The sequence below is a fragment of the Neorhizobium turbinariae genome, assembly GCF_023223505.1.
GTDB lineage: Bacteria > Pseudomonadota > Alphaproteobacteria > Rhizobiales > Rhizobiaceae > Neorhizobium > Neorhizobium turbinariae.
This window is the reverse complement of record NZ_JALPRY010000004.1, coordinates 82,000-106,195: the sequence shown is the minus strand read 5'-3', so window position 1 is coordinate 106,195 and position 24,196 is coordinate 82,000. Positions and strand designations below refer to the sequence as shown.

The following is a 24,196-nucleotide window of genomic DNA, read 5'->3' as shown; positions in this document are numbered from 1 at the left end:
GCGGGGCATTTTGCTTTGCCTGCCGCAAGATAGTCAAACATAGATGGATGATTGCAACCGATTCATAACGGTGCATAAACTCTATCGATAGATCATGCCGGATTGACTGAATCGGACGCACCTCCGCTCTCCAGAAAGTTGGCGACTTAATGCAGAAAACCATTTCCTCCGTTGATATTCCCCAGCCGGCTCCGCGTAGCTCACGACCAGAGATCATGGCGGAGGAGATCATCGAGCGTCTCACCTACCGCATCGGCAAGGACGCGAAGGTCGCAAAACCGCATGACTGGCTGACCGCCGCCATCCTCGTCATCCGCGACCGCATCATCGACCACTGGATGGAGTCGACCCGCAAGGTCTACCGCACCGGCGGCAAGCGCGTTTATTACCTGTCGCTCGAGTTCCTGATCGGCCGCCTCATGCGCGACGCCGTGTCGAACCTTGGCCTGATGGCGGAACTGCGAGATGCACTGATCTCGCTCGGGGTCGATATCGACGTCATTGCGGGCCTTGAGCCGGATGCAGCGCTTGGCAACGGTGGCCTTGGTCGCCTTGCCGCCTGCTTCATGGAATCCATGGCGACCGTCGACATCCCCGCTTACGGCTACGGCATCCGTTATGTCCACGGCCTGTTCCGCCAGCAGATGGCGGATGGCTGGCAGGTGGAACTGCCGGAAACCTGGCTTGCCCACGGCAACCCTTGGGAATTCGAGCGCCGCGAAAGCGCTTACGAAATCGGCTACGGCGGCAGCGTCGAAACGGTCGGTGCGTATGATGAATCGCCGCGTTATGTCTGGAAGCCGGCCGAACGCGTCATCGCCATGGCCTATGACACCCCGGTCGTCGGCTGGCGCGGCAAGCGCGTCAACACGCTGCGCCTCTGGTCGGCCCAGCCGATCGACCCGATCCTGCTCGATGCCTTCAATGCCGGCGACCATATCGGCGCCCTGCGCGAGAGCAACAAGGCGGAAGCACTCACCCGCGTCCTTTACCCGGCCGACGCCAACCCGGCTGGCCAGGAACTGCGCCTGCGCCAGGAGTTCTTCTTCTCTTCGGCTTCGCTCCAGGACATCCTGCGCCGCCACCTGCAGCAATATCCGGATTTCACCAACCTGCATGAGAAGGTCTCGATCCAGCTCAACGATACGCACCCGGCCGTGTCGATTGCCGAGTTGATGCGCTTGCTCACCGATATCCACGGCATGGATTTCGAGCAGGCTTGGGAGATTACCCGCCAGACCTTCTCCTACACCAACCACACGCTCCTGCCGGAAGCACTGGAAAGCTGGCCCGTGCCGCTCTTCGAGCGCCTCCTGCCGCGCCACATGCAGATCGTTTATGCGATCAACGCGGTGATCCTGCTGCAGGCACGCAAGCAGGGCTTCTCGGATGGCCAGATCCGCTCGATCTCGCTGATCGACGAAGGCGGCGAGCGACGCGTACGAATGGGCAACCTTGCCTTTGTCGGCTCGCATTCGGTGAACGGCGTCTCGGCACTCCATACCGATCTCATGAAGGTCACCGTCTTCTCCGACCTTCACAAGCTTTACCCGGCCCGCATCAACAACAAGACCAACGGTATTACGCCGCGCCGCTGGATGATGCAGTGTAACCCGGGCCTCACCGCGCTGGTGCAGGACGCGATCGGCGACAAGTTCCTCGACGACACCGAGGCGCTGCGCGAACTCGACAAGTTCGCCGACGACAAGACCTTCCAGGAAAAGTTCGCGGCGGTGAAGCGGGCGAACAAGGTGCAGCTTGCCAACCTCGTCGGCAGCCGCATGGGCATCCGGCTCGACCCGTCGGCCATGTTCGACATCCAGATCAAGCGCATCCACGAATACAAGCGCCAGCTGCTCAACATCATCGAGACGGTCGCGCTCTACGACCAGATTCGCTCGCATCCGGAACAGGACTGGGTGCCCCGCGTAAAACTCTTCGCCGGCAAGGCGGCGCCGAGCTACCACAACGCCAAGCTCATCATCAAGCTCGCCAACGACGTGGCACGCACCATCAACAACGACCCGGCCGTCCGTGGCCTGCTCAAGGTCGTCTTCGTGCCGAACTACAACGTCTCGCTCGCCGAGATCATGGTCCCGGCAGCCGATCTTTCCGAGCAGATCTCGACCGCCGGCATGGAAGCATCCGGCACCGGCAACATGAAGTTCGCGCTGAACGGCGCGCTCACCATCGGCACGCTCGATGGCGCCAATGTCGAGATGCGCGATCATGTCGGCAAGGACAACATCGTCATCTTCGGCCTCACCGCCGAAGAGGTTCAGAAGGTGCGCGACGAGGGCCACCAGCCCCGCGCCATCATCGAAAAGTCCCGCGAACTGGCCCAGGCGCTCAGCGCCATCAGCTCCGGCGTCTTCTCGCCCGATGATCGTTCGCGTTTCACAGGCCTGATGGACGGCATCTATAACCACGACTGGTTCATGGTCGCGGCCGATTTCGACGCCTATGCGGAAGCACAGCGGCACGTTGACCAAATCTGGTCAGACCCTAAGTCTTGGTATTCGAAAACGATTCGCAATACCGCCCGCATGGGATGGTTCTCCTCTGACAGAACTATTCGCCAGTACGCGTCGGAAATCTGGAGAGCCTGATGAAGAAATCGCCCCGTGTCGATGACGGACGAGCCCCTGGCGAAATCCCGTTATCAGAGATCGAGGCGATCATCGAAGGCAGGCATGCCAATCCGTTTGCCGTCCTCGGGCTTCACCGGCTCAGGGATGCCTACCGCCTCAGATGTTTCATTCCCGGCGCCGAGGCGGTTACGGCGCTGACGCTGAACGGCACCGATCTTGGCGAACTGAAATGCCGCCACGAGGCCGGTTATTTCGAAGGCCTGGTCGAGGTCGCGCATCTTCAACCGGTGCGCTACCGCGCCCGCCGCGGCGATGTCGAATGGGCCGTCACCGACCCCTATACCTTCGGCCCGGTGCTCGGCCCGATGGACGACTACCTGCTGCGTGAAGGCTCGCACCTGCGGCTCTTCGACAAGATGGGCGCCCACCCGCTGAAGCACGAGGGCGTCGACGGTTTCCACTTCGCCGTCTGGGCGCCGAATGCCAAGCGCGTCTCGGTGGTTGGCGAGTTCAACAACTGGGACGGCCGCCGCCACGTCATGCGGCTGCGGATGGATACCGGCATCTGGGAAATCTTTGCGCCCGACGTGCGCCCCGGCTCGCCCTACAAGTTCGAGATCATCGGCAAGAATGGCGAACTGCTGCCGCTGAAGGCGGACCCTTACGCCCGTCGCGCCGAACTGCGGCCGCAAACGGCCTCCGTGACGGCACCGGAACTCGTCCAGGAATGGGAAGACGATGCGCACCGCGCCTTCTGGGAAAAGGCCGACCATCGTCGCCAGCCGATCAGCATCTACGAGGTGCATGCCGGCTCCTGGCGCAAACGCGACGACGGCACTTTCCTGTCCTGGGACGAACTTGCCGCCCAGTTGATCCCCTACTGCACCGACATGGGTTTTACCCATATTGAATTCCTGCCGATCACCGAGCACCCGTTCGATCCGTCCTGGGGTTACCAGACGACCGGCCTCTTTGCCCCGACCGCCCGTTTCGGCGAACCGGAAGGTTTCGCGCGCTTCGTCAACGGCTGCCACAAGGTCGGGATTGGCGTCATCCTCGATTGGGTGCCGGCGCATTTCCCGACAGACGAGTTCGGCCTGCGCCAGTTCGATGGCACCGCGCTTTACGAGCACGAGGACCCGCGCCAGGGTTTCCACCCCGACTGGAACACGGCGATCTACAATTTCGGCCGCATCGAGGTCCTCTCCTACCTCGTCAACAACGCGCTTTATTGGGCGGAGAAATTCCATCTCGATGGGCTCCGCGTCGATGCCGTCGCCTCCATGCTCTACCTCGACTATTCGCGCAAGGAAGGCGAATGGGTACCGAACGAATATGGCGGGCGTGAAAACCTGGAAGCCGTGCGTTTCCTGCAGAAGATGAATTCGCTCTCCTATGGCGCCCATCCCGGCGTGATGACGATCGCCGAGGAATCCACGTCATGGCCGAAGGTCTCGCATCCGGTGCACGAAGGCGGGCTTGGCTTCGGCTTCAAGTGGAACATGGGTTTCATGCACGACACGCTGAGCTACCTGAAGCGTGAGCCGATCCACCGCAAGCATCATCACCACGAGATGACCTTCGGGCTCGTTTATGCCTATTCGGAGAACTTCGTGCTGCCGCTGTCCCACGACGAGGTGGTGCATGGCAAAGGTTCGCTGATTGCCAAGATGGCCGGCGACGACTGGCAGAAGTTCGCAAATCTTCGCGCCTATTACGGCTTCATGTGGGGTTATCCCGGCAAGAAACTGCTCTTCATGGGCCAGGAATTTGCCCAATGGGCGGAATGGAGCGAAAGCCGCTCGCTCGACTGGAACCTGCTGCAATACCACCCGCACGAGGGCATGCGCCGCTTGGTGCGCGACCTCAACTTCTGTTACCGCTCCAAGCCCGCGCTCCACGCGCGTGATTGCGAAGGCGAAGGCTTCCGCTGGCTGATCGCCGACGATGCGGACAATTCGGTCTATGCCTGGCTGCGCATGGCACCGGGCGAAAAGCCTGTGGCGGTGATCACGAATTTCACGCCGGTTTATCGGGAAAACTACCGGGTCCCCTTGCCAAACGAGGGTAGATGGCGGGAAATTCTCAACACCGATGCGGAGATCTACGGTGGTAGCGGCAAGGGCAATGGCGGGCGCGTCCAGGCCATGAACGCAGGTGGAAGCATATCGGCCGACGTCACGTTGCCGCCGCTTGCGACGATCATGCTCGAACTGGAACAGGCATAAGCTTTTGGGAGGGACAAGAATGCACGAAAAGAGAATCCAGCCCCTGTCGCGTGATGCGATGGCCTATGTTCTGGCCGGGGGGCGTGGCAGCCGCCTGAAGGAACTGACTGACCGGCGCGCCAAGCCCGCAGTCTATTTCGGCGGCAAGGCGCGCATCATCGATTTCGCACTCTCGAACGCTCTCAACTCCGGCATTCGCCGCATCGGTGTTGCCACCCAGTACAAGGCGCATTCGCTGATCCGCCACATGCAGCGCGGCTGGAACTTCTTCCGTCCCGAACGCAATGAAAGCTTCGACATCTTGCCCGCCTCCCAGCGCGTGTCCGAAACGCAATGGTATGAGGGCACCGCCGACGCGGTCTTCCAGAACATCGACATCATCGAGGCCTATGCGCCGGAATACATGGTCATCCTCGCCGGCGACCACGTCTACAAGATGGACTACGAATACATGCTCCAGCAGCATGTCGATTCCGGCGCCGATGTCACGGTTGGCTGCCTGGAAGTGCCGCGCATGGAAGCCACCGGCTTCGGCGTGATGCATGTCAACGAGAAGGACGAGATCATCGCCTTCGTTGAAAAGCCCGCCGACCCGCCGGGCATCCCCGGCAATCCGGGTTTTGCCCTTGCCTCCATGGGCATCTACGTCTTCCACACCAAGTTCCTGATGGAAGCCCTGAAGCGCGACGCCAATACGCCGGGGTCGAGCCGCGACTTCGGCAAGGACATCATTCCCTACATCGTCGAGCATGGCAAAGCCGTGGCGCACCGCTTCGCCGACAGCTGTGTCCGCTCCGATTTCGAACGCGAGCCCTACTGGCGCGACGCCGGCACGATCGACGCTTACTGGCAGGCCAATATCGACCTCACCGAGATCGTGCCGGGCCTCGACATCTACGACAAGTCCTGGCCGATCTGGACCTATGCGGAGATCACCCCGCCGGCCAAGTTCGTGCATGACGACGAAAACCGCCGCGGTTCGGCGATATCCTCCGTCGTGTCGGGCGACTGCATCATTTCCGGCTCGTCGCTGCACCGCAGCCTGCTGTTTACCGGCGTGCGCGCCAATTCCTATTCGCGCCTCGACGGGGCGGTCGTGCTGCCCAACGTGCGGATCGGCCGCCGCGCACAGCTTCGCAACGTCGTCATCGATGCCGGCGTCACCATTCCGGAAGGCCTTGTCGTCGGCGAGGATCCGGAACTCGATGCCAAACGCTTCCGCCGCAGCGACAGCGGCATATGCCTCATCACCCAGGCAATGATCGATAAACTGGACCTGTAATTCACGATGGAAGTGCTTTCGGTCGCGTCCGAAGTCTATCCGCTGGTGAAAACCGGCGGACTTGCCGATGTTGCCGGTGCGCTGCCGCTGGCGCTGAAGCAGAATGGCGTCTCGGTAAGAACGCTGATGCCGGGCTACCCGGCCGTGATGCGCGCCATCAACAACCCGAAGGTGGTCGGGAGTTTCGACGACCTGCTCGGCGCAAAGGCCGATGTCCTCGCCGTCGAGCACCAGGGCCTCGATCTCCTTGTTCTTGATGCGCCCGCTCTGTTTGACCGGCCGGGCGGCCCCTATCTCGACACGAACGGCAAGGACCACGCCGACAACTGGCTGCGTTTTGCGGCGCTCTCGAAAGCGGGCGCGCAGACCGCACAGGACGGGATCGGCGGCTGGCGCCCGGACATCGTGCATGTGCATGACTGGCAGGCGGCGATGGTGCCCGCCTATATGCGCTTCTCGGATGCCCGCGAGGTTCCGTCCCTCATCACCATCCACAACATCGCCTTCCAGGGCCAGTACGGCGCCGAGATCTTCCCCGACCTCGACCTGCCGCAGCACGCCTTCGGTATCGATGGTGTCGAATATTTCGGCGGTGTGGGTTACCTGAAGGCCGGGCTGCAGGCGAGCTGGGCGATCTCCACCGTCAGCCCCTCCTATGCGGAAGAGATCCTCACGCCGGAATTTGGCATGGGGCTCGAAGGTTTGCTCAGCCACCGCGCCGGCGATCTCCATGGCATCGTCAACGGCATCGATGACGCGGTCTGGGATCCGGCAACCGACAGAAATCTGCGCGCCAACTACACCGCGACGACCCTCAAGAACCGCGCCGCGAACAAGATCGCGCTTGCGGAACGTTTCGGCCTCGACCGCGACCGGGCGCCGCTCTTCTGCGTCGTGTCCCGCCTCACCTGGCAGAAGGGGATGGATCTGCTGGCCAAGGCGGTAGACGACCTGGTGGACGCAGGCGCCAAGCTCGCTATCCTCGGCTCGGGCGATGCCGCGCTTGAACAGGCTTTCCAGGCCGCTGCCGCCCGCCACCCCGGCCGCGTTTCGCTCGTCACCGGTTACGACGAGCCGCTCTCCCACCTTATGCAGGCGGGTTCCGATGCGATCATCATTCCGTCCCGCTTCGAGCCCTGCGGCCTGACTCAGCTTTACGGCCTGCGCTACGGCTGCGTGCCGATCGTGGCCCGTACTGGCGGCCTCAACGACACCGTGATCGACGCAAGCCATGCCGGGCTTGCGGCGGGCGCTGCCACCGGCGTCGCCTTCGGCCCCATCACTGCCATGAACCTGCGCCGCGCGCTGCGTCGGGCGGTCACGCTCTACGGGGAGTCGAAAACCTGGACCGCGCTGCAGAAGCAGGGCATGAAAACCGACGTTTCCTGGATGAAGAGCGCTGCGCTCTACGCCAATCTCTACAAGACATTGCTTGCCAAAAAAGGATCCTGACCGATGATCAAGACCGTCAAGACAGCCCCCTATCAGGATCAGAAGCCGGGCACCTCGGGCCTGCGCAAGAAGGTGCCGGTGTTCTCGCAGGAGAACTACGCGGAGAACTTCATCCAGTCGATCTTCGATTCGCTGGAAGGCTTTCAGGGCAAGACGCTCGTAATTGGCGGCGACGGCCGCTATTACAATCGCGAGGTCATCCAGAAGGCGATCAAGATGGCCGCCGCCGCCGGCTTCGGCAAGGTCATGGTCGGCCAGGGCGGCATCCTCTCGACGCCCGCCGCCTCCAACATCATCCGCAAGTACAAGGCCTTCGGCGGCATCGTGCTTTCCGCCAGCCACAATCCGGGCGGCCCGACCGAAGATTTCGGCATCAAGTACAATATCGGCAATGGCGGCCCCGCACCGGAGAAGATCACCGATGCGATCTTTGCCCGCACCAAGGTCATCGACGCTTACAGGATCGCTGATGTCCCGGACCTCAACCTGGACCAGCTCGGATCCTTCGACGTCGCCGGCATGACGGTCGAGGTCATCGATCCGGTCGCCGATTATGCCGAACTGATGGAGCAACTGTTCGACTTCGGCGCCATCCGCACCCTGCTCGCCGGCGGAGTACGCATTGCGATCGATTCCATGGGCGCCGTGACCGGCCCCTACGCCAAGGAGATCTTCGAAAAGCGCCTCGGCGCGCCGGAAGGCTCGGTGCGCAATTTCACGCCGCTGCCGGATTTCGGCGGCCATCACCCGGACCCGAACCTCGTCCACGCCAAGGACCTTTATGACGACGTCATGAGCGCCGACGGCCCCGATTTCGGCGCCGCCTCCGATGGCGACGGTGACCGCAACATGATCGTCGGCAAGGGTATGTTCGTGACCCCGTCCGACAGCCTTGCGATCATTGCCGCCAATGCGACCGTCGCTCCCGGGTACTCCAAGGGCATCGCCGGCATCGCCCGCTCCATGCCAACCAGCGCCGCCGCCGACCGCGTCGCCGAAAAGCTCGGCATCGGCATGTACGAGACGCCGACCGGCTGGAAGTTCTTCGGCAACCTGCTCGATGCCGGCAAGGCGACCGTTTGCGGCGAAGAGAGTTTTGGCACCGGCTCCGACCACGTGCGAGAAAAGGACGGCCTCTGGGCAGTGCTTTTCTGGCTGAACATCATGGCCGCCCGCAAGGAGAGCGTCGCCGAGATCGTCACCAAACATTGGGCGGAATACGGCCGCAACTATTATTCCCGCCACGACTACGAGGAAGTCGACACCGAGGCCGCCAACGCTCTTGTCGCGGCGCTGCGCGAAAAGCTCGCTTCCCTGCCGGGCCAGAGCTTTGGCGCGCTGAAGGTCGCGGCCGCGGATGACTTTGCCTACCATGACCCGGTCGATGGATCCGTGTCGAAGAATCAGGGCGTGCGCGTGCTGTTCGAGGGCGGCTCCCGCGTCGTCTTCCGCCTGTCCGGCACCGGCACCTCGGGCGCCACCATCCGCGTCTACGTCGAGCGCTACGAACCCGACCCGGCCAAGCACGGCATCGAAACCCAGGCGGCACTCGCCGACCTGATCGCCGTGGCGAACGAGATTTCGGAGCTCAAGACACGCACCGGCCGCGACAAGCCCACGGTCATCACGTGATCGCGTAAGACCTGAAACCCTGGGAGGCCGCGGATGTTCTCACCCCGCCAGCTCGGTGTCACCCTCACCGACAAGATGGCGCAGTTCGCGGTCTACTCGCAGCACGCCAAGCGCATCGAACTTTGCCTCTTCGACGCCGATGGCCGTGAGCAGGCACTGGCCATGCAGCGTGGCGAGGATGCCGTTCATCGTATCGACGTGCCCTCGATCCATCCCGGACAGCGCTACGGATACCGCGCCCACGGCACCTATGATCCGGATCGCGGCCTCTGGTTCGACCCGTCGAAGCTCCTCGTCGACCCTTACGCCCGCGAGCTCGACGGGCCTTTCCGCCACGATCAGCGCCTGTCGCAATACGGCGTCGAGACCGCCGACCTCGTGCCGAAGGCGATCGTCACGCGCGACCAGCCGGCCAGGGTAGGAAAGCCGCTCCTGCCGCCGGGCGGCTTCATCTACGAGGTCGCCGTCAAGCCCTTCACCATGCTGCACCCGGATGTGCCCGAAGTTGAGCGCGGCACGGTCGCGGCGCTCGCCCATCCATCCGTCATCGCGCACCTGAAGAGGATCGGCGTCGACGCGATCGAGTTGATGCCGATCACCGCCTGGATCGACGAGCGCCACCTGCCGGCGCTGGGCTTGACAAACGGCTGGGGTTACAACCCGATCGCGCTGATGGCGCTTGATCCGCGCATCTGCCCGGGCGGCATGACGGAGCTACGCGAAACCGTCGCCGCCCTGCATGCGGCTGGCATCGGCGTCATCCTCGACCTCGTCTTCAACCACTCGGGCGAAAGCGACCGTTATGGCGCAACACTTTCCATGCGCGGGCTCGACAACCTAACCTATTACCGCCATGCCCGTGACAATCCCGGCCAGTTGATCAACGACACCGGCACCGGCAACACGATCGCCTGCGACCATCCCGTGGTACGCCAGCTGATCCTCGATACGCTGCGGCATTTCGTGCTGTCGGCTGGCGTCGACGGCTTCCGCTTCGATCTCGCGCCGATCCTTGGCCGCACGGCCGACGGTTTCGACCCGAACGCCGAAACGTTGACGGCGATGCTCGGTGACGAGGTGCTGAAGGACCGCGTGCTGATCGCCGAACCATGGGACATCGGCCCGGGCGGCTACCAGCTCGGCAATTTCCCGCAACCCTTCCTCGAATGGAACGACCGCGCCCGCGACGACATCCGCCGCTATTGGCGCGGCGATAACTGGATGACCGGCGCGCTTGCGACCCGGCTTGCCGGCTCCTCGGACGTCTTCCGCAACGGGCACACACGCTCGGTCAATTTCCTGGCCGCCCATGACGGCTTCACGCTGATTGATCTCGTGTCGCACCAGCACAAGCACAACGAGGCGAACGGCGAGGAAAACCGCGACGGCCACGGCGAAAACTTCTCCTGGAACAACGGCGTGGAGGGCGAGACGCAGGACCCGGCGATCCTCGAGCACCGCCGCCGCGACGTTGCCGCCCTCCTTTCGACCCTCTTTGCCACGCGCGGCCATGTGATGCTCACCATGGGCGACGAGGCAGGCCGCTCCCAGCGCGGCAACAACAATGCCTATGCGCAGGACAACGAGATCACCTGGCTCGACTGGAGCACGATCGACGAAAGCCTGGTCGAGCATACCGCCGCGCTCTCCGCGATGCGCAAGCGCTTCTCCGTCTTCTCGGAGACGAGCTTCTTCACCGGCGAAGGCGATGTCGAATGGCTGAACGCTGCCGGCCAGCCGATGCAGGTGGGTGATTGGGAGAACGCCAGCAATCCGGTGCTCGGCATGATGCTCTCGACATCCGATCGAACCACCGACCAGGCCACGCATCTGGCCGTCCTCATCAACCGAAGCCATGAGCCCTTCGCCTTCGCTTTGCCCGGCGAAGGCTGGACGGATGTGGTCACCGGCGAAGCCTGGCAGGGCATGCTTCCGCCGCGATCGGTGCGCTTCTGTTTCCCCGCATGATGCGATGCAAAAATCGCTCGCTTGGCGCGCTGATTTCGCTAGAGTTCGCGGCAGTTCCCTGAGCCTCGTGAGGTAGCATGCCTGAAGTTTCGCTTGCCGATATGCCCGGCCTTGTTGGCACCGTTGTCGGAGTATCGGACTGGATCACGGTTCCGCAGTCGATGATCAACATGTTCGCGGACACCACGCTCGATCATCAGTTCATCCATGTCGATGAAGAACGCGCCAGGACCGAAAGCCCCTTCGGCGGCACCATCGCGCATGGCTTCCTGACGCTCTCGCTCCTGTCGGCCATGAACTTCGACTGCGTCCCGAAGATCCGCGAGCAGACGATGGGCCTCAACTATGGCTTCGATCGCATCCGCTTCATGTCGCCGGTGCGTCCGGGCGCGCGTATTCGCGGCCATTTCAAGCTCGCCGACACGCGTTTTCGCGGCGCCGGCATGCTGATGACCACCTACGACGTGAGCGTCGAAATCGAGAACGAAAAGAAACCGGCGATGACGGCGACCTGGATCACCATCGTCCAGTTCGACCCGAAGGATCGCCCGGAAACCGTTTGACCGAAACGACCGAAGGCGCGGCTCATCACCGCGCCTTCGTTTTTTTCTCGCAGATGACCGGAGCCTAGAGCCCGGCGTCGCGCGCCGCCTCAGCCAGCAGGCCGAAGGCATAGTCGGAGAAGGAACGCCAGACTTCGACCCGGAAGGCATCTTCCGCCGTGCGCAGCAGAACGATCTCCACCTTGCCGAACAGCGTGCGGGAGCAGGCGCCGACCGGGAAGGCCTTCAGCGACAGGTCCTGCGGGCATCCGCCGTTGATCGCGTTCGCAACACCGGGGCCGGAAACCAGGATCGCCGTGTTGCGATGAGACAAGTCGGTGGCCGAATGCAGCGCACTCGTGCCAACCAGCGCATCCAACAGCCCGCCGCCGACCTCGCCAATCACCAGCCACTCATCCGGACCGAGCCAAAGCGCCGTGCGTCCGTTTGCGGAAGCGGATGTCTTTGGCCGCACCGGCAGTTCGAGCCCGAGCGCCGAAGAGAGAGCCGGCACATCCTCAGGCCGCGCGCGCAGCGAAATGCGTTCCGCGACAGGGGCCGCTTCCAGCCGCACGGCAGACGAGCCGCCGAAGAAGCCGGAAAGCGGAAGCACTCGGTTTGCCATCTCAACCATGGATGCGCACCCCTTCCTTGTCGAAGAACACCATGTCCGTCACTTCCACCGCCACCGTCTTGTCCTTCATCGGCACATAAAGCGTCTGGCCGATGCGGCTGCGGCCGCCTGCCACCAGCGCCAGCGCAATCGCCCGACCGCAGTTTTCGGACCAGTAGGCCGAGGTGACATGGCCAAGCATCGTCATCGGCTTCGGCTGGTTCGGATCGGCAACGATCTGCGCGCCTTCTTCCAGCACATCGCTCGGCTTGTTGGTGAGCAGGCCGACGAGCTGCTTGCGGTTCTCGCGCACGAGATCCGGCCGCTTCAAACCGCGGATGCCGACAAAGTCGGTCTTCTTCTTGGAGACCGCCCAGCCGAGGCCGGCATCATCCGGCGTCACCGTGCCGTCCGTATCCTGGCCAACGATGATATAGCCCTTCTCGGCGCGCAGCACGTGCATGGTTTCGGTACCATAGAGGCAGGCGCCCATGTCCCTCGCGCGCTCCCAGACGGCCTTCCAGACCGCCGGGCCGTAATCCGACGGCACGTTGATTTCGTAGCCCAGCTCGCCCGTGAATGAAACGCGGAACAGCCGCGACGGCACGCCCATCACTGTGCACTCGGCGACACTCATATGCGGGAAGGCTTCGTTGGAAATGTCCACGCCTTCGACGAACGGCTGGATGATCTCGCGCGCCTTCGGGCCCTGCACGGCAATCACCGCCCACTGCTCGGTGGTCGAGGTCAGCCACACCCTGAGATGCGGGAATTCCGTCTGCAGATAGTCTTCCATGTGGTTGAGCACGCGCGGCGCACCGCCGGTCGTGGTCGTCACATGGAAACGGTCCTCGGCCAGCCGTCCAACAACGCCGTCATCATATACGAAACCGTCTTCGCGGGTCATGATGCCGTAGCGTGCCTTGCCGGGCTTCAGCGTATCCCAGGCATTGGTATAGATGAGGTTGAGGAACTGGGCCGCATCCGGGCCGACGACCTCGATCTTGCCGAGCGTCGAGCCGTTGAAGACGCCGCCGACTTCGCGCACGGTGCGGCATTCGCGGTTGACGGCGGCAAACATGTCCTCGCCCCGCTTCGGATAATACCAGGCGCGCTTCCAGTTGCCGACATCCTCGAACTCGGCGCCTTCGGCCGCTTCAAGCTCATGCATCGGCGTCTTGCGCGCCGGGTCGAACAGATCACCACGCGAGTGGGCGACCAGCGTCCCATAGGTCACCGGCGTGTACGGCGCACGGAATGTCGTGAGCCCCACCTGCGGGATCGGCCGGTCCAGCATCTCGGCGGCAATCGCCAGGCCATGCATGTTGGACAGCTTGCCCTGGTCGGACGCCATGCCGTTCGTCGTGAAGCGCTTGATATGCTCGATCGAGTGCATGCCTTCGCGTACCGCAAGGCGGATGTCCTTCGCCGTCACGTCATGCTGGAAGTCGACGAAGGCCTTCACCGTCGTGTCCGGCCCCGCCCCTTCCGCCGCGCCGATCATGCCGCCGGTCCATTCGAAGCGGTTCTCGCCGGTCAGCGCCACGCGTCCGCCGCCCGCGTTCATCGCCTCGTCAATGAGTTCGGCGAGGTCATCGGTGCCGTTGCAGGCGCCAACCGAAACGCAATCCTGCGCATAGATATCCGGCAGGAAACGCTGGTTCTGGTCGTCGTAGCGCAGCTTGCCGCGCGACTGCGAGAAGAGATGCACGGAGGGCGTCCAGCCGGCCGAAACGATCAGCGCGTCCACCGCCATCTTGCGGATGTCGAAATTGCCGTTGCGCGCCACCGTCATCGAGTTGATGCGCAGCCGTCCGGCCGTGTTCGTCACCGAATGGCCGGTCAGCACGTCGATGCCGAGTGCACGCGCCTGCGCCAGCACCGCATCACCGGGACGCTCACGGCAATCCACGATCGCGACGATCGACACACCGGCGCGCTTCAGGTCGAAGGCCGCTTCGTATGCGGAGTCATGCGCGGTATAGACGCCGACACGCCGGCCGACGGCTACGCCATGGTGGTTGAGGAAGGTGCGCGCAGCCGAGGCGAGCATGATGCCCGGGCGGTCGTTGTTGGCGAACACCATGTGGCGCTCGATCGAGCCCGTCGCCAGGATGACGCGTTTCGCCCGCACCTGCCAGAGGCGCTCGCGCGGCAGGTCCTTGTGCGGCCGCGCCAGATGATCCGTCACTCGCTCGGCGAGGCCCAGGAAGCCGTGGTTGTAGTAACCGAAGACCGTTGTGCGCGTCAGTACGGTGACGTTCGGCATGGCCTTCAGCTTGGCGGCGGTCGCCTGCGCCCAATCATAACCGTTCTGGCCGTCGATGATCGTCGCATTGTCGGCATGCAGTGCACCACCCACTTCCGGCTGCTCGTCGACAAGGATCACCGAAGCACCCGTCGCGGCGGCGGAAAGCGCGGCCGTGAGGCCCGCAACACCGGCCCCGGCAATCAGCACGTCGCAATGCGCAAAGCGGTTGCCGTAATGGTCCGGATCCTCTTCCCGCGGTGCCTGGCCGAGGCCCGCCGCGCGGCGGATGAAGGGCTCGTAAAGCTTGTGCCATGCCGCCTTCGGCCACATGAAGGTCTTGTAGTAGAAGCCGGCCGCGAAGAACGGGGAGAGCAGGTCGTTGAACGCGCCGATGTCAAAGCGAAGCGATGGCCAGCGGTTCTGCGATGAGATCCTGGCGCCGTCGAACACTTCCTGCACGGTTGCCCGCACGTTCGGCTGCCGGCGTGCCGCATCGCGCGCAACGTCAAGCAGCGCATTCGGTTCTTCCGGGCCGGCGGTCAGGATGCCGCGCGGCCGATGGTACTTGAAGGAACGGCCGGTCAGGTGCACGCCATGCGCCAGAAGCGCCGAGGCAACCGTGTCGCCTTCCATGGCGGTATGGGTCTTGCCGTCGAAGGTGAAGCGGGCGGTGCGCGCCGGGGTCAGACGCCCGGCACCCTTGATGCGAAACGCGCCGAGGTTCTTGGATGCAGCGCTCATCGTGCATCTCCTTCGGTGGCTTCATAGGTTTCGACCGTGTGTTCCGTCGCCGCAACGCCCGGAACCGGCTGCTTCGGCAGCCCTGCCTTGTAGGTCATCAGGAACTTGTCGCTCACGGTGTCGCGCGCCGCATTGAAGAAGCGGCCACAGCCATGGATATGGCGCCAGCGCTCATAGGTGAGGCCTTTTTCGTTGTTGCGCAGGAAGAAGAACTCGGCGAACTCCTCGTCGGTAATCTCCGCGATGTTGGTCGGGCGGGCGATATGCGCCTCGCCGGCCCAGCGGAATTCCAGCTCGGCGCGATCTTCTTCGCAATAGGGGCAGTGGATCAGAAGCATTGTGATGGCTCTCGCTTAGTGCGCCACGGCAGCCGCGGCTGCCTCGTCGATCAGGCGACCGGTGCGGAAACGGTCGAGCGTCAGGCCCGCCGCCAGACGATGCGGCTCGCCGCGCGCAATCAGGTGCGCGAAGAGATGGGCCGAACCCGGCGTCGCCTTGAAGCCCCCCGTGCCCCAGCCGCAGTTGACGAACAGGCCCGGCACCGGTGTCACACCCTGGATCGGCGAACGATCCGGCGTGTTGTCGGTAATGCCACCCCACTGACGCATCATCTTGACGCGGCGGAAGATCGGGAAGAGCTCGCAGATCGCATCGAGCGTGTGGGTGATGATCTGCAGGCCGCCGGTCTGGCTGTAGGAATTGTATTGGTCGGTGCCCGCGCCAATCACCAGTTCGCCCTTGTCGGACTGGGAGATGTAGGCGTGCACCGTGTTGGACATGACCACGCAAGGGAAGATCGGCTTCAGCGGCTCGGAAACGAGCGCCTGCAGCGGGTTGGAATGCAGCGGCACGCGAACGCCTGCCATTTCCATGACCACCGACGAATGGCCGGCGGCAGAGACGCCTATCTTCTTGGCGCCGATGAAACCCCGGTTGGTATCGACACCCTGCACCTCGCCGTTCGGCCCGCGACGAATGCCGGTGACCTCGCAGTTCTGGATGATGTGCACGCCGCGATCAGACGCCGCACGCGCATAACCCCAGGCCACCGCATCATGACGTGCCGTGCCGCCGCGCCGCTGCAGCGCCGCGCCATTGATCGGGTAACGCGCCGTCTTGGAGATATCGAGAACCGGGACGAAGGCCTTCGCCTGTTCCGGCGTCAGCCATTCATTGTCGATGCCGTAGAGCCTGTTGGCGTTGATGTGCCGCTTGAAGCTCTGCATGTCGTGGGTGTTGTGCGAGAGCATCATCACGCCACGCGGCGAATACATGGTGTTGTAGTTGAGATCCTGGCTCAGGCCTTCCCAAAGCTTGAGGGAATGCTCGTAGATGTCCATGCTCTCTTCATAGAGATAGTTGGAGCGGATGATGGTGGTGTTGCGGCCGGTATTGCCACCGCCGATCCAGCCCTTTTCCAGCACCGCCACATTGGTGATGCCGTGCTCCTTGGCCAGGTAATAGGCAGCGCCCAGGCCGTGGCCACCGCCGCCGATAATGATCACGTCGTAGCTCGAGCGCGGTTCAGGCGAAACCCATTGCGCTTCCCAGCCCTTGTGGGCGCGCAACGCCTCCCGGGCTATGGCGAAAACCGAATATTTGCGCATTTCGCCTTCAACTCCTCGCAGGATGAATGTGGTGGTCGGGCCTTGGGTTAGTGCGATAGCCATCGCAAATCAATATGCGTCGCAATAGCTTTATTGCGACGCAAGACGCGATTGTTTCGACAAGGCTGAAAGACCGGCTTCACAAGCACGGCATCACGAAGACGTGGGACGGCGCCCGATCCGGGTTGTGGCGCTATTTGGTCGCGGTCGTCGTGGTGGTGACCTTGGTCACCTGCGGCCGGGCAGCGCCCGCCAGCCCCCGCTGCGCCACGCGCCCCAGAAGGTCGCGGCAGAAGCCGACTGTCAGCAACGGGTTGCGGCCGGAATCGTCGCGCGAAGGATCGTGGCCGCTGATGCAGGCTACCGTCATGGCCGAAATCGCCGCATTGGGCCCGGAAACTTCGACCTTGCCTGGGGCGGTGTCCTTGCCCACCAGCGCCACCAGAAGGTTGCCGTACTGGCTGAGGATGATCGCATAGGCATCCTGCCCGATCACACCATTGGCGTAACTCTGGCAGGCGACATAAAGCCCGTCGCGGAGCGCAAGCACGGCCGCCTCCCGGCCCTCGCCTTTTTCGACATCCTCCACCGACGACAGGTTGATTTCCAGCTTACGCTCCCCCTGCTCGGTCGGGCGCGTGTTGGTGAAACTGCGTGTCTGGTCAAAGGCCACCATATAGTCCGGGCTCGGCTCGGTGCAGACGACCGGCGGGTAATCCTTCTTATGCCGTTCCGTGACGAGCCTGAGGTTGCCGCTCGTGACGATCCCCGTCGACGAGCCGAAGCTGACGGGTGAAACGCGACTGTTGGGTGAGTTGCATCCGGCGAGCCCCATGACCAGGGCCGGAATGATCCATTTCGATGTCTTGAACATGCCTGCGCCCCTCCACCGGCCAAAACCGGTTTCCCTCTTGGAAGATGATCCGACGGGTTTTGGAGCGCGCCCCGTGACGGCAAATCTGCATCAAGTTGCGAACCAATGCAACCAAAATGCGATCACTCAATCATACACAACCTGCGATTATATTGAAGGGGCGCAGGCTTGGGCTCAGGCCTTGATCAGCACCTTCCCCTTGCGATGACCTTCGGCAGCCGCGGCAACGGCCCTGGACACATCCGCAAGATCGAAGATACCGGATACCGGCAGGTCGATCTCGCCCTTGGCCACGCTCTCGACGATCTCGCCCACCAGGCGGCCGATCTTTTCCGGACCGAGCGCCGGCCCGACCTTGGCTAGCCAGAAGCCCTTGACCACCGTCTCCTTGAAGATCAGGTCGCTCGGCGAAAGCTGCATCGGCTGGCCCGACATCAGCCCGAACGACAGGAGCACGCCTTTCTGCCCCAGCAGCGACAAAAGCTCACCGGAAGACGCGCCGCCGACGCCATCGATTGCGGCCTTGATCGGCGCCCCGCCCGTGAAGCGGGCGACCTCGTCCTTCCAGCCGGCGCTGTCGGTGGAAACGACGTGGTCGATGCCAAGTCCACGCATCTCCTCAACAGCACTTTCCCGCCGCACGACATTGACAACGTGGACGCCGCGCCGCTTGGCAAACATCGCAAGCGTGCGACCGACTGCACCATTGGCCGCGTTCTGGATGATCCACTCGCCCGGCTTCGCCTCAAGATAATGGAGAAGGGCCAAGGCACTCAGCGGCATGGAGATCATCTGCGCGGCCGCCTCGTCGCTGATCGCATCCGGCAGCGGCACGGCACTGCCGGCCGAGGCGAGGTAATAATCCGCCCACGCGCCCTGGCCGGATGCCGCGACTCGCTGCCCCGGCTGAAGATGGGTGACGCCCTCTCCCACCGCATCGACCACGCCCGTCGCCTCGGTGCCAGCCACCGCCGGAAGCTGCGGCTTGATGCCGTAGTCGCCGCTCACCGTCAGCAGGTCGTGGTTGTGGATCGCCGACATCCGCATGCGCACGCGCACCTGTCCCGGTCCCGGCTCGGGCAGCGGCCGGTCCTCGATCTTCAGCACGTCCGACGGCTTGCCGAAGGTGGAAAAGCTGGCGCTTCTCATGGGATGTCTCCTTGCTTATGTCCCGTTTCGGTTCGCCCCTGATATAGAGACGTGGCCCGTGACGGGAAGGCGGCCGCTTTCATAAGCTTTTTCGTTCAAAGCGCCGCGGCAACATCTGGACTTCAGCCAAGTCATCTGCTATTTGCACGCACCAATCGCACGGCCTGCGCCGCGCGAACCTTACCATTTCGCCTCAAATCGTACCGATGACGGCGAGCAACCAAACCAAAGGAACGGGATTCACGTGCAGGTACTAGTCCGCGACAACAACGTTGATCAGGCGCTTCGCGCTCTCAAGAAGAAGATGCAGCGCGAAGGCATTTTCCGCGAAATGAAGATGCGCGACTACTACGAAAAGCCGTCCGAAAAGCGCGCCCGCGAAAAGGCTGAAGCTGTTCGCCGCGTTCGCAAGCTGGCCCGCAAGCGCATGCAGCGCGAAGGCCTGATTGCAGCGCCTGCGAAATCTGCGTCGGCTTCGCGTTCGGCTCGTTGATCGGCCGCTTTTTCGACGTTTTCATATGTTCTGAGGGCGGTGGCGACTTTGGGCGCCGCCGCTCTTTTTGATTTGGGACCGAACAAATCTGTCCGGTCCAGTGCTTGATTGGGGGATACGTGCCTGATGGCCGCTAAGACAATCGTTGTGACGGGTGCAACACGAACCTTCGGCCTCTCGAATCGCCTCTCGAAAGCAAGCACCAGGACGGCACTTCCCGCGGCCCTGATGGCAGCGCTAGCACTTGCCGGCTGCTCCACGACCCCGACGACCACCGACCTCATCACCGTTGATCGCGCACAGGGCAGCCAGGAAAACATCGCCTCGCTCTCGGCCGTTATCCAGTCCAACCCGAACGATCCGGAAGGCTACAACGTCCGCGGCTCCGCTTATGGCCGCGCCGGGGACTTCCAGCGGGCTCTTGCCGATTTCAACCGCGCCATCCAGATCAATCCGCAGTTCTACCAGGCTTACGCCAACCGCGCGCTTGCCTACCGCAACCTCGGCAAGCCGGTCGAAGCCGCAAACGATTACAATCGCGCCCTGCAGATCAATCCGAGCTATGACGTCGCCTATATCGGCCGCGGCAATATCTACCGCCAGGCTGGCCGCAACAACGAAGCCTTCAACGACTTCAACCGCGCGATCGAGCTGGAAACCACCGATGGGCGCGCCTGGCACAACCGCGGCCTGATCTACCAGTTGCGCGGCCAGCATGCGCAGGCGATCGAGGATTTCTCGCGCGCCATCTCGCTGTCGCCGAGCTCGCCAGAACCTTACAACGGCCGCGGCATCTCCTACGTGGCGCTGAACGATGACGAAAACGCCTTCGCCGACTTCAACCGCGCCATCGAGCTCAACGACAAGCTCGCCGAATCCTGGGCCAACCAGGCGCTCGTCTACGAACGTCGCGGCGACCGCGCCCGCGCCTACAAGTCCTATTCGCACGCCGTGCGCCTCGACCCGAACTACAAGCCGGCCAAGGACGGCGCCGCCCGCACCCGCGCCTCGAGCTGAGGTGACGCTGTCACCCTACGTCGTGACCCGTACGAGACGGCGTTTGTGGATGACAGTGATGACGAAGATGCCATTGTCGTCAATCTCATAGAAGATGACATGGCTCTGATGTTCGTGCCGGTGGACTTCTGTATCGAAGCCCGCGGCGCGGCGTCCCATACGGGGATTGTCAGCTAAAAGCTCCAGACACCGGTGGAGATCATCCACATATTGAACTGCCTGTCGCTCGCCGAACGTGTGCAGGCTGAACAGGAAGATGTCCTCAAGATCATCTTCCGCATTATTGCTCAGCCGGTACTCAGCCACGGGCCTTCTGACTGGCGTCGAACCTCTTCTTTGCCCTTTCGAAGATGTCGTGCACGCTATGAGGGCTCACGCCGCTCGCCCGCCCTGCGGCAACGATCTCCTTCAGTTCCTCAAGCGAAAGCTCGTCACCCTGCCTGCTGCGTTCCCTCAACACGAGGTCGCGCACATAGTCACCAGCGCTTGCATATTCACCCGCGCGTACGCGGTCTTCGATCAGGTCCTTGACGGTGTCTGAAACGGTTATGTCTGCCATAGCGGCCTCCTGATCCAGTCAGTCTGGCACAAAAGCCTCCAGCAAAAAAGCCCGGCATCGGCCGGGCTTTTCCTCACCTAATAATCTCACTGCTTCATCGCCTTGACGATGTCTTCCGTCATCTTCTTGGCATCGCCAAGCAGCATCATCGTGCCGTCCTTGTAGAACAGCGTGTTGTCGATGCCGGCATAACCGGAACCGAGCGAGCGTTTGACGAAGAGGCAGGTCTTGGCGCGATCGACATCGAGGATCGGCATGCCGTAGATCGGCGAGGACTTGTCGTCGCGCGCCGCCGGGTTGGTGACGTCGTTGGCGCCGATCACATAGGCGACGTCCGCCTGCGCAAACTCGGCATTGATGTCTTCCAGTTCGAACACTTCGTCATAGGGCACATTGGCTTCGGCAAGCAGCACGTTCATGTGTCCCGGCATGCGGCCGGCCACCGGATGGATCGCGTATTTCACCTCCACGCCATGCTCCTTCAGCGTGTCGGCAAGTTCGCGCAGTGCATGCTGCGCCTGCGCCACCGCCATGCCATAGCCCGGCACGATGATGACCTTGGAGGCGTTCTGCATCAGGAAGGCCGCGTCGTCGGCAGACCCCTGCTTCACCGTGCGCTGGATGCCGTCGTCCGCACCGGCGGACGCGCTCTCGCCGCCAAAGCCGCCGAGAATGACGGAAATGAAGGAACGGTTCATGCCCTTGCACATGATGTAGGAGAGGATCGCACCAGACGAGCCGACCAGCGCACCGGTGATGATCAGCGCGAGGTTACCGAGGGTGAAGCCGATGCCCGCCGCCGCCCAGCCGGAATAGGAATTCAGCATCGACACGACGACCGGCATGTCGGCGCCGCCGATCGGGATGATGATCAACACGCCAAGCGCCAGCGCGAGCAACACGATCAGCCAGAAATCGAAGTGGCTCTCGGTCTGCACCAGGCCGAAGATGAAGACGACGATCAAGAGCAGCAGGCCAATATTGATGGCGTGCCGGTATGGCAGCATGATCGGCTTGCCGGACATGCGCCCGTCGAGCTTGAGGAAGGCGATGACCGAGCCGGTAAAGGTGATGGCGCCGATCGCCGCGCCGAGCGCCATCTCGATGAGCGCCTGACCATGGATCTCGCCGATCGCACCGATGCCGAAGGACAGCGGATCATAAAGGGCTGCCGCCGCCACCATCACGGCCGCGAGGCCGACCAGCGAGTGAAAGCCGGCCACCAGCTGCGGCATCGCCGTCATCGGGATGGTGCGGGCGATGTAAGCCCCCGCTCCACCACCGATCGCCAGCGCCAGCACGATCAGCACGAACCCGCCGAAGGAAGGCGTCGCGAGCAACAGCGTCGTGAGGATGGCGATCCCCATGCCGACCATGCCGTAGACGTTGCCCCTGCGGCTCGTCGTCGGATGGGAGAGCCCGCGCAGCGCCATGATGAACAGCACGCCGGAGACGAGGTAAAGGAAGGCTGCGAGATTCTGTGACATTAATCCTCCCAGAACCCGTCAGCGGTCTTTTCGCTTGTACATGGCAAGCATTCGGCTGGTCACCAGGAAGCCGCCGAAGATGTTCACCGAAACAAGCACGAGCGCGATGAAGCCGAAGCCGGTGGCATAACCGCTGGCGGAAATGCCGACGGCGAGCAGCGCGCCGACGACGATCACCGAGGAGATGGCGTTGGTAACAGCCATCAGCGGCGTGTGCAGCGCAGGCGTGACAGACCAGACGACGTAATAACCGACGAAGATCGACAGAACGAAGATCGCTAGCCGGAACACGAAGGGATCGATCGCTCCGCCGGTCGCGACGCTTGCCGCTTCCGGTGCATGGGCGGCTGCCGCAACCACGGCATTGACCGCCTGGTCCAACTGTTCGAGTGCGTTGTTCAAAGCCTCGTTGGCCATCACAGCTCCTCCCTGTCCACGGCGGCATCGCCGGCGATCGGATCAATCGCCGTCTTCTCCGTAACGACCGGCTTTTCAATGGCGTCACCCGAAGCCACCGCAGCAGCAAAAGTCGGATGAACCACGCTGCCGCCATGGGTCAGCATGGTTGCCTTCACCAGTTCGTCCTCGAGGTTCAGCGCGAAGTCCTTGGTGCTCTTGTCGACCATCGTCTCGAGGAAGGCGTAGAGGTTGCGGGCATAAAGCGCCGAGGCGGAAGCCGCGATCCGGCCCGCCACATTGGTGTAACCGATGACGCAGACGCCCTCGACGGTGGTGATCTTGCCCTTTTGCGAACCTTCGATATTGCCGCCGCGCTCGACTGCAAGGTCGACTGCCACGGATCCCGGCCGCATCGAGGCGAGCATTGGGCGGGTCACGAGCCGCGGCGCCGGGCGTCCGGGAATGAGCGCCGTGGTGATGACGATGTCCTGCTTGGCTATGTGTTCGGCCACCAGCGCCGCCTGCTTGGCCTGATAGGCTTCCGACATTGGCTTGGCATAACCGGCTGCCGTTTCGGCCGCCTTGAACTCGTCGTCCTCGACGGCAATGAACTTGGCACCGAGCGAGGCGACCTGCTCCTTGGCGGCTGGGCGAACGTCGGTTGCCGACACGACCGCGCCGAGGCGGCGCGCGGTGGCAATCGCCTGCAGCCCCGCAACACCGGCACCCATGACGAAGACCTTGGCGGCCGGAACCGTGCCAGCCGCTGTCATCATCATCGGGAAGGCGCGGCCATATTCGTGCGACGCGTCGATCACGGCGCGGTAGCCGGCAAGGTTGGCTTGTGATGACAGGACGTCCATCGACTGCGCGCGGGTGATGCGCGGCATCAGTTCCATCGCAAATGTCGTCAGCCCGGCCTTGGCCATGGCGGCAAGCGCCGCTTCACTGCCATAGGGATCCATGACAGCGAAAACGATGGCGCCTGATCTGTAGGATGAAAACTCCGCGGGATCCGGACGGTTGACCCGCAGGATGATGTCCGCCCCGCCGGCATCGGCGGCCGTGCCGATCGTTGCGCCGGCAGTCTGGTAGTCGCGGTCGGGAAAACCGGAAGCATCTCCGGCGCCCGCCTCCACGAGCACCGAGAACCCGAGGCCAATGAAGCGCTTCACCGTTTCCGGCGAAGCAGAAACACGCGGTTCGTCTGCGCCTTCACGGCACACGAATATGACCTTCGCCAAAGACTGTCTCCTCCCAGTCGATTCGCGTCAGGCGAGAATGGTTCGCCAAAGGCAGATGGCGGCCGCG

Annotated in this window: 20 protein-coding genes; 9 read left to right on the top strand and 11 right to left on the bottom strand. The window is 63.0% G+C overall.

The window, feature by feature from the left end; all coding sequences use genetic code 11:
• Positions 1-149: 149 nt before the first annotated feature.
• The 7 genes from M0654_RS03470 (at position 150) to M0654_RS03440 (ending at position 11,716) form a co-directional block, all read left to right on the top strand.
• Positions 150-2,609, top strand: coding sequence for a glycogen/starch/alpha-glucan phosphorylase (locus M0654_RS03470; RefSeq protein ID WP_248681849.1), 2,460 nt, complete (start codon positions 150-152; stop codon positions 2,607-2,609).
• Entirely contained in the window at positions 2,609-4,819 is a 2,211-nt protein-coding gene (glgB, locus tag M0654_RS03465; protein ID WP_248681848.1) for a 1,4-alpha-glucan branching protein GlgB, read from the top strand. The genes M0654_RS03470 and glgB overlap by 1 nt, the downstream gene beginning before the upstream one ends.
• Positions 4,820-4,838: 19 nt before the next feature.
• The gene (gene glgC / locus M0654_RS03460; protein WP_248681847.1) at positions 4,839-6,101 is read left to right on the top strand and encodes a glucose-1-phosphate adenylyltransferase; all 1,263 of its coding nucleotides are present in this window, start codon (positions 4,839-4,841) and stop codon (positions 6,099-6,101) included.
• 6 nt (positions 6,102-6,107) lie between these two features.
• Positions 6,108-7,553 carry a glycogen synthase GlgA gene (gene glgA / locus M0654_RS03455; protein ID WP_248681846.1) on the top strand — a complete coding sequence of 482 codons (1,446 nt, stop codon included), beginning with the start codon at positions 6,108-6,110 and terminating at the stop codon, positions 7,551-7,553.
• Positions 7,554-7,556: 3 nt separating this feature from the next.
• The gene (locus tag M0654_RS03450) at positions 7,557-9,185 is read left to right on the top strand and encodes an alpha-D-glucose phosphate-specific phosphoglucomutase (RefSeq protein WP_248681845.1); all 1,629 of its coding nucleotides are present in this window, start codon (positions 7,557-7,559) and stop codon (positions 9,183-9,185) included.
• Positions 9,186-9,218: 33 nt separating this feature from the next.
• Positions 9,219-11,153, top strand: a complete 1,935-nt coding sequence (gene glgX / locus M0654_RS03445; protein WP_248681844.1) for a glycogen debranching protein GlgX — start codon at positions 9,219-9,221, stop codon at positions 11,151-11,153.
• Positions 11,154-11,230: 77 nt separating this feature from the next.
• The gene (locus M0654_RS03440; RefSeq protein WP_248681843.1) at positions 11,231-11,716 is read left to right on the top strand and encodes a MaoC family dehydratase; all 486 of its coding nucleotides are present in this window, start codon (positions 11,231-11,233) and stop codon (positions 11,714-11,716) included.
• Positions 11,717-11,780: 64 nt separating this feature from the next.
• Here the strand turns inward: M0654_RS03440 and M0654_RS03435 are convergent, their stop codons facing one another.
• The 6 genes from M0654_RS03435 to M0654_RS03410 all read right to left on the bottom strand — a co-directional run bounded on the left by M0654_RS03435 (position 11,781) and on the right by M0654_RS03410 (position 18,930).
• Positions 11,781-12,329, bottom strand: coding sequence for a sarcosine oxidase subunit gamma (locus M0654_RS03435; RefSeq protein ID WP_248681842.1), 549 nt, complete (start codon positions 12,327-12,329; stop codon positions 11,781-11,783).
• Positions 12,322-15,300, bottom strand: a complete 2,979-nt coding sequence (locus M0654_RS03430; RefSeq protein WP_248681841.1) for a sarcosine oxidase subunit alpha — start codon at positions 15,298-15,300, stop codon at positions 12,322-12,324. Before M0654_RS03430 ends, M0654_RS03435 begins: the two co-directional genes overlap by 8 nt.
• Entirely contained in the window at positions 15,297-15,638 is a 342-nt protein-coding gene (locus M0654_RS03425; protein WP_248681840.1) for a sarcosine oxidase subunit delta, read from the bottom strand. The genes M0654_RS03430 and M0654_RS03425 overlap by 4 nt, the downstream gene beginning before the upstream one ends.
• A gap of 15 nt (positions 15,639-15,653) precedes the next feature.
• On the bottom strand, positions 15,654-16,907 hold the full coding sequence (locus tag M0654_RS03420; RefSeq protein WP_118850452.1) for a sarcosine oxidase subunit beta family protein: 1,254 nt from the start codon (positions 16,905-16,907) through the stop codon (positions 15,654-15,656).
• A 193-nt stretch (positions 16,908-17,100) separates the two neighbouring features.
• Entirely contained in the window at positions 17,101-17,781 is a 681-nt protein-coding gene (locus M0654_RS03415; protein WP_248681839.1) for a hypothetical protein, read from the bottom strand.
• Positions 17,782-17,955: 174 nt separating this feature from the next.
• Positions 17,956-18,930, bottom strand: a complete 975-nt coding sequence (locus M0654_RS03410; RefSeq protein ID WP_248681838.1) for a zinc-binding dehydrogenase — start codon at positions 18,928-18,930, stop codon at positions 17,956-17,958.
• A 244-nt stretch (positions 18,931-19,174) separates the two neighbouring features.
• On the opposite strand from M0654_RS03410, the gene rpsU reads away from it, so the two are divergent.
• Complete coding sequence (gene rpsU / locus M0654_RS03405; RefSeq protein ID WP_118850455.1) at positions 19,175-19,423, top strand: 30S ribosomal protein S21; 249 nt, start codon at positions 19,175-19,177, stop codon at positions 19,421-19,423.
• Positions 19,424-19,549: 126 nt separating this feature from the next.
• Positions 19,550-20,440, top strand: coding sequence for a tetratricopeptide repeat protein (locus tag M0654_RS03400; protein ID WP_390919515.1), 891 nt, complete (start codon positions 19,550-19,552; stop codon positions 20,438-20,440).
• 15 nt (positions 20,441-20,455) lie between these two features.
• On the opposite strand, the gene M0654_RS03395 is transcribed toward M0654_RS03400, so the two are convergent.
• The 5 genes from M0654_RS03395 to M0654_RS03375 all read right to left on the bottom strand — a co-directional run bounded on the left by M0654_RS03395 (position 20,456) and on the right by M0654_RS03375 (position 24,129).
• A complete protein-coding gene (locus tag M0654_RS03395) occupies positions 20,456-20,746 on the bottom strand; it encodes a type II toxin-antitoxin system RelE/ParE family toxin (RefSeq protein WP_248681837.1) in 291 nt (96 codons plus the stop codon).
• Entirely contained in the window at positions 20,739-20,999 is a 261-nt protein-coding gene (locus M0654_RS03390) for a ribbon-helix-helix domain-containing protein (RefSeq protein ID WP_248681836.1), read from the bottom strand. The genes M0654_RS03395 and M0654_RS03390 overlap by 8 nt, the downstream gene beginning before the upstream one ends.
• 86 nt (positions 21,000-21,085) lie before the next feature.
• On the bottom strand, positions 21,086-22,486 hold the full coding sequence (locus M0654_RS03385) for an NAD(P)(+) transhydrogenase (Re/Si-specific) subunit beta (RefSeq protein WP_118850459.1): 1,401 nt from the start codon (positions 22,484-22,486) through the stop codon (positions 21,086-21,088).
• A gap of 18 nt (positions 22,487-22,504) precedes the next feature.
• Positions 22,505-22,903 carry a proton-translocating transhydrogenase family protein gene (locus tag M0654_RS03380; protein WP_248681835.1) on the bottom strand — a complete coding sequence of 133 codons (399 nt, stop codon included), beginning with the start codon at positions 22,901-22,903 and terminating at the stop codon, positions 22,505-22,507.
• Positions 22,903-24,129, bottom strand: a complete 1,227-nt coding sequence (locus tag M0654_RS03375; RefSeq protein ID WP_248681834.1) for a Re/Si-specific NAD(P)(+) transhydrogenase subunit alpha — start codon at positions 24,127-24,129, stop codon at positions 22,903-22,905. Before M0654_RS03375 ends, M0654_RS03380 begins: the two co-directional genes overlap by 1 nt.
• Between the last annotated feature and the right edge of the window lie 67 nt (positions 24,130-24,196).

Bases quoted from the DNA above. Each gene is read 5' to 3' on its own strand.
- M0654_RS03380 (WP_248681835.1), bottom strand. From the start codon at position 22,903: ATGGCCAACGAGGCTTTGAACAACGCACTCGAACAGTTGGACCAGGCG.
- M0654_RS03385 (WP_118850459.1), bottom strand. From the start codon at position 22,486: ATGTCACAGAATCTCGCAGCCTTCCTTTACCTCGTCTCCGGCGTGCTG.
- M0654_RS03470 (WP_248681849.1), top strand. From the start codon at position 150: ATGCAGAAAACCATTTCCTCCGTTGATATTCCCCAGCCGGCTCCGCGT.
- M0654_RS03450 (WP_248681845.1), top strand. From the start codon at position 7,557: ATGATCAAGACCGTCAAGACAGCCCCCTATCAGGATCAGAAGCCGGGC.
- M0654_RS03415 (WP_248681839.1), bottom strand. From the start codon at position 17,781: ATGTTCAAGACATCGAAATGGATCATTCCGGCCCTGGTCATGGGGCTC.
- M0654_RS03400 (WP_390919515.1), top strand. From the start codon at position 19,550: ATGGCCGCTAAGACAATCGTTGTGACGGGTGCAACACGAACCTTCGGC.
- M0654_RS03425 (WP_248681840.1), bottom strand. From the start codon at position 15,638: ATGCTTCTGATCCACTGCCCCTATTGCGAAGAAGATCGCGCCGAGCTG.
- M0654_RS03430 (WP_248681841.1), bottom strand. From the start codon at position 15,300: ATGAGCGCTGCATCCAAGAACCTCGGCGCGTTTCGCATCAAGGGTGCC.
- glgX (WP_248681844.1), top strand. From the start codon at position 9,219: ATGTTCTCACCCCGCCAGCTCGGTGTCACCCTCACCGACAAGATGGCG.
- glgB (WP_248681848.1), top strand. From the start codon at position 2,609: ATGAAGAAATCGCCCCGTGTCGATGACGGACGAGCCCCTGGCGAAATC.
- glgA (WP_248681846.1), top strand. From the start codon at position 6,108: ATGGAAGTGCTTTCGGTCGCGTCCGAAGTCTATCCGCTGGTGAAAACC.
- M0654_RS03440 (WP_248681843.1), top strand. From the start codon at position 11,231: ATGCCTGAAGTTTCGCTTGCCGATATGCCCGGCCTTGTTGGCACCGTT.
- M0654_RS03390 (WP_248681836.1), bottom strand. From the start codon at position 20,999: ATGGCAGACATAACCGTTTCAGACACCGTCAAGGACCTGATCGAAGAC.
- M0654_RS03410 (WP_248681838.1), bottom strand. From the start codon at position 18,930: ATGAGAAGCGCCAGCTTTTCCACCTTCGGCAAGCCGTCGGACGTGCTG.
- M0654_RS03435 (WP_248681842.1), bottom strand. From the start codon at position 12,329: ATGGTTGAGATGGCAAACCGAGTGCTTCCGCTTTCCGGCTTCTTCGGC.
- M0654_RS03420 (WP_118850452.1), bottom strand. From the start codon at position 16,907: ATGCGCAAATATTCGGTTTTCGCCATAGCCCGGGAGGCGTTGCGCGCC.
- glgC (WP_248681847.1), top strand. From the start codon at position 4,839: ATGCACGAAAAGAGAATCCAGCCCCTGTCGCGTGATGCGATGGCCTAT.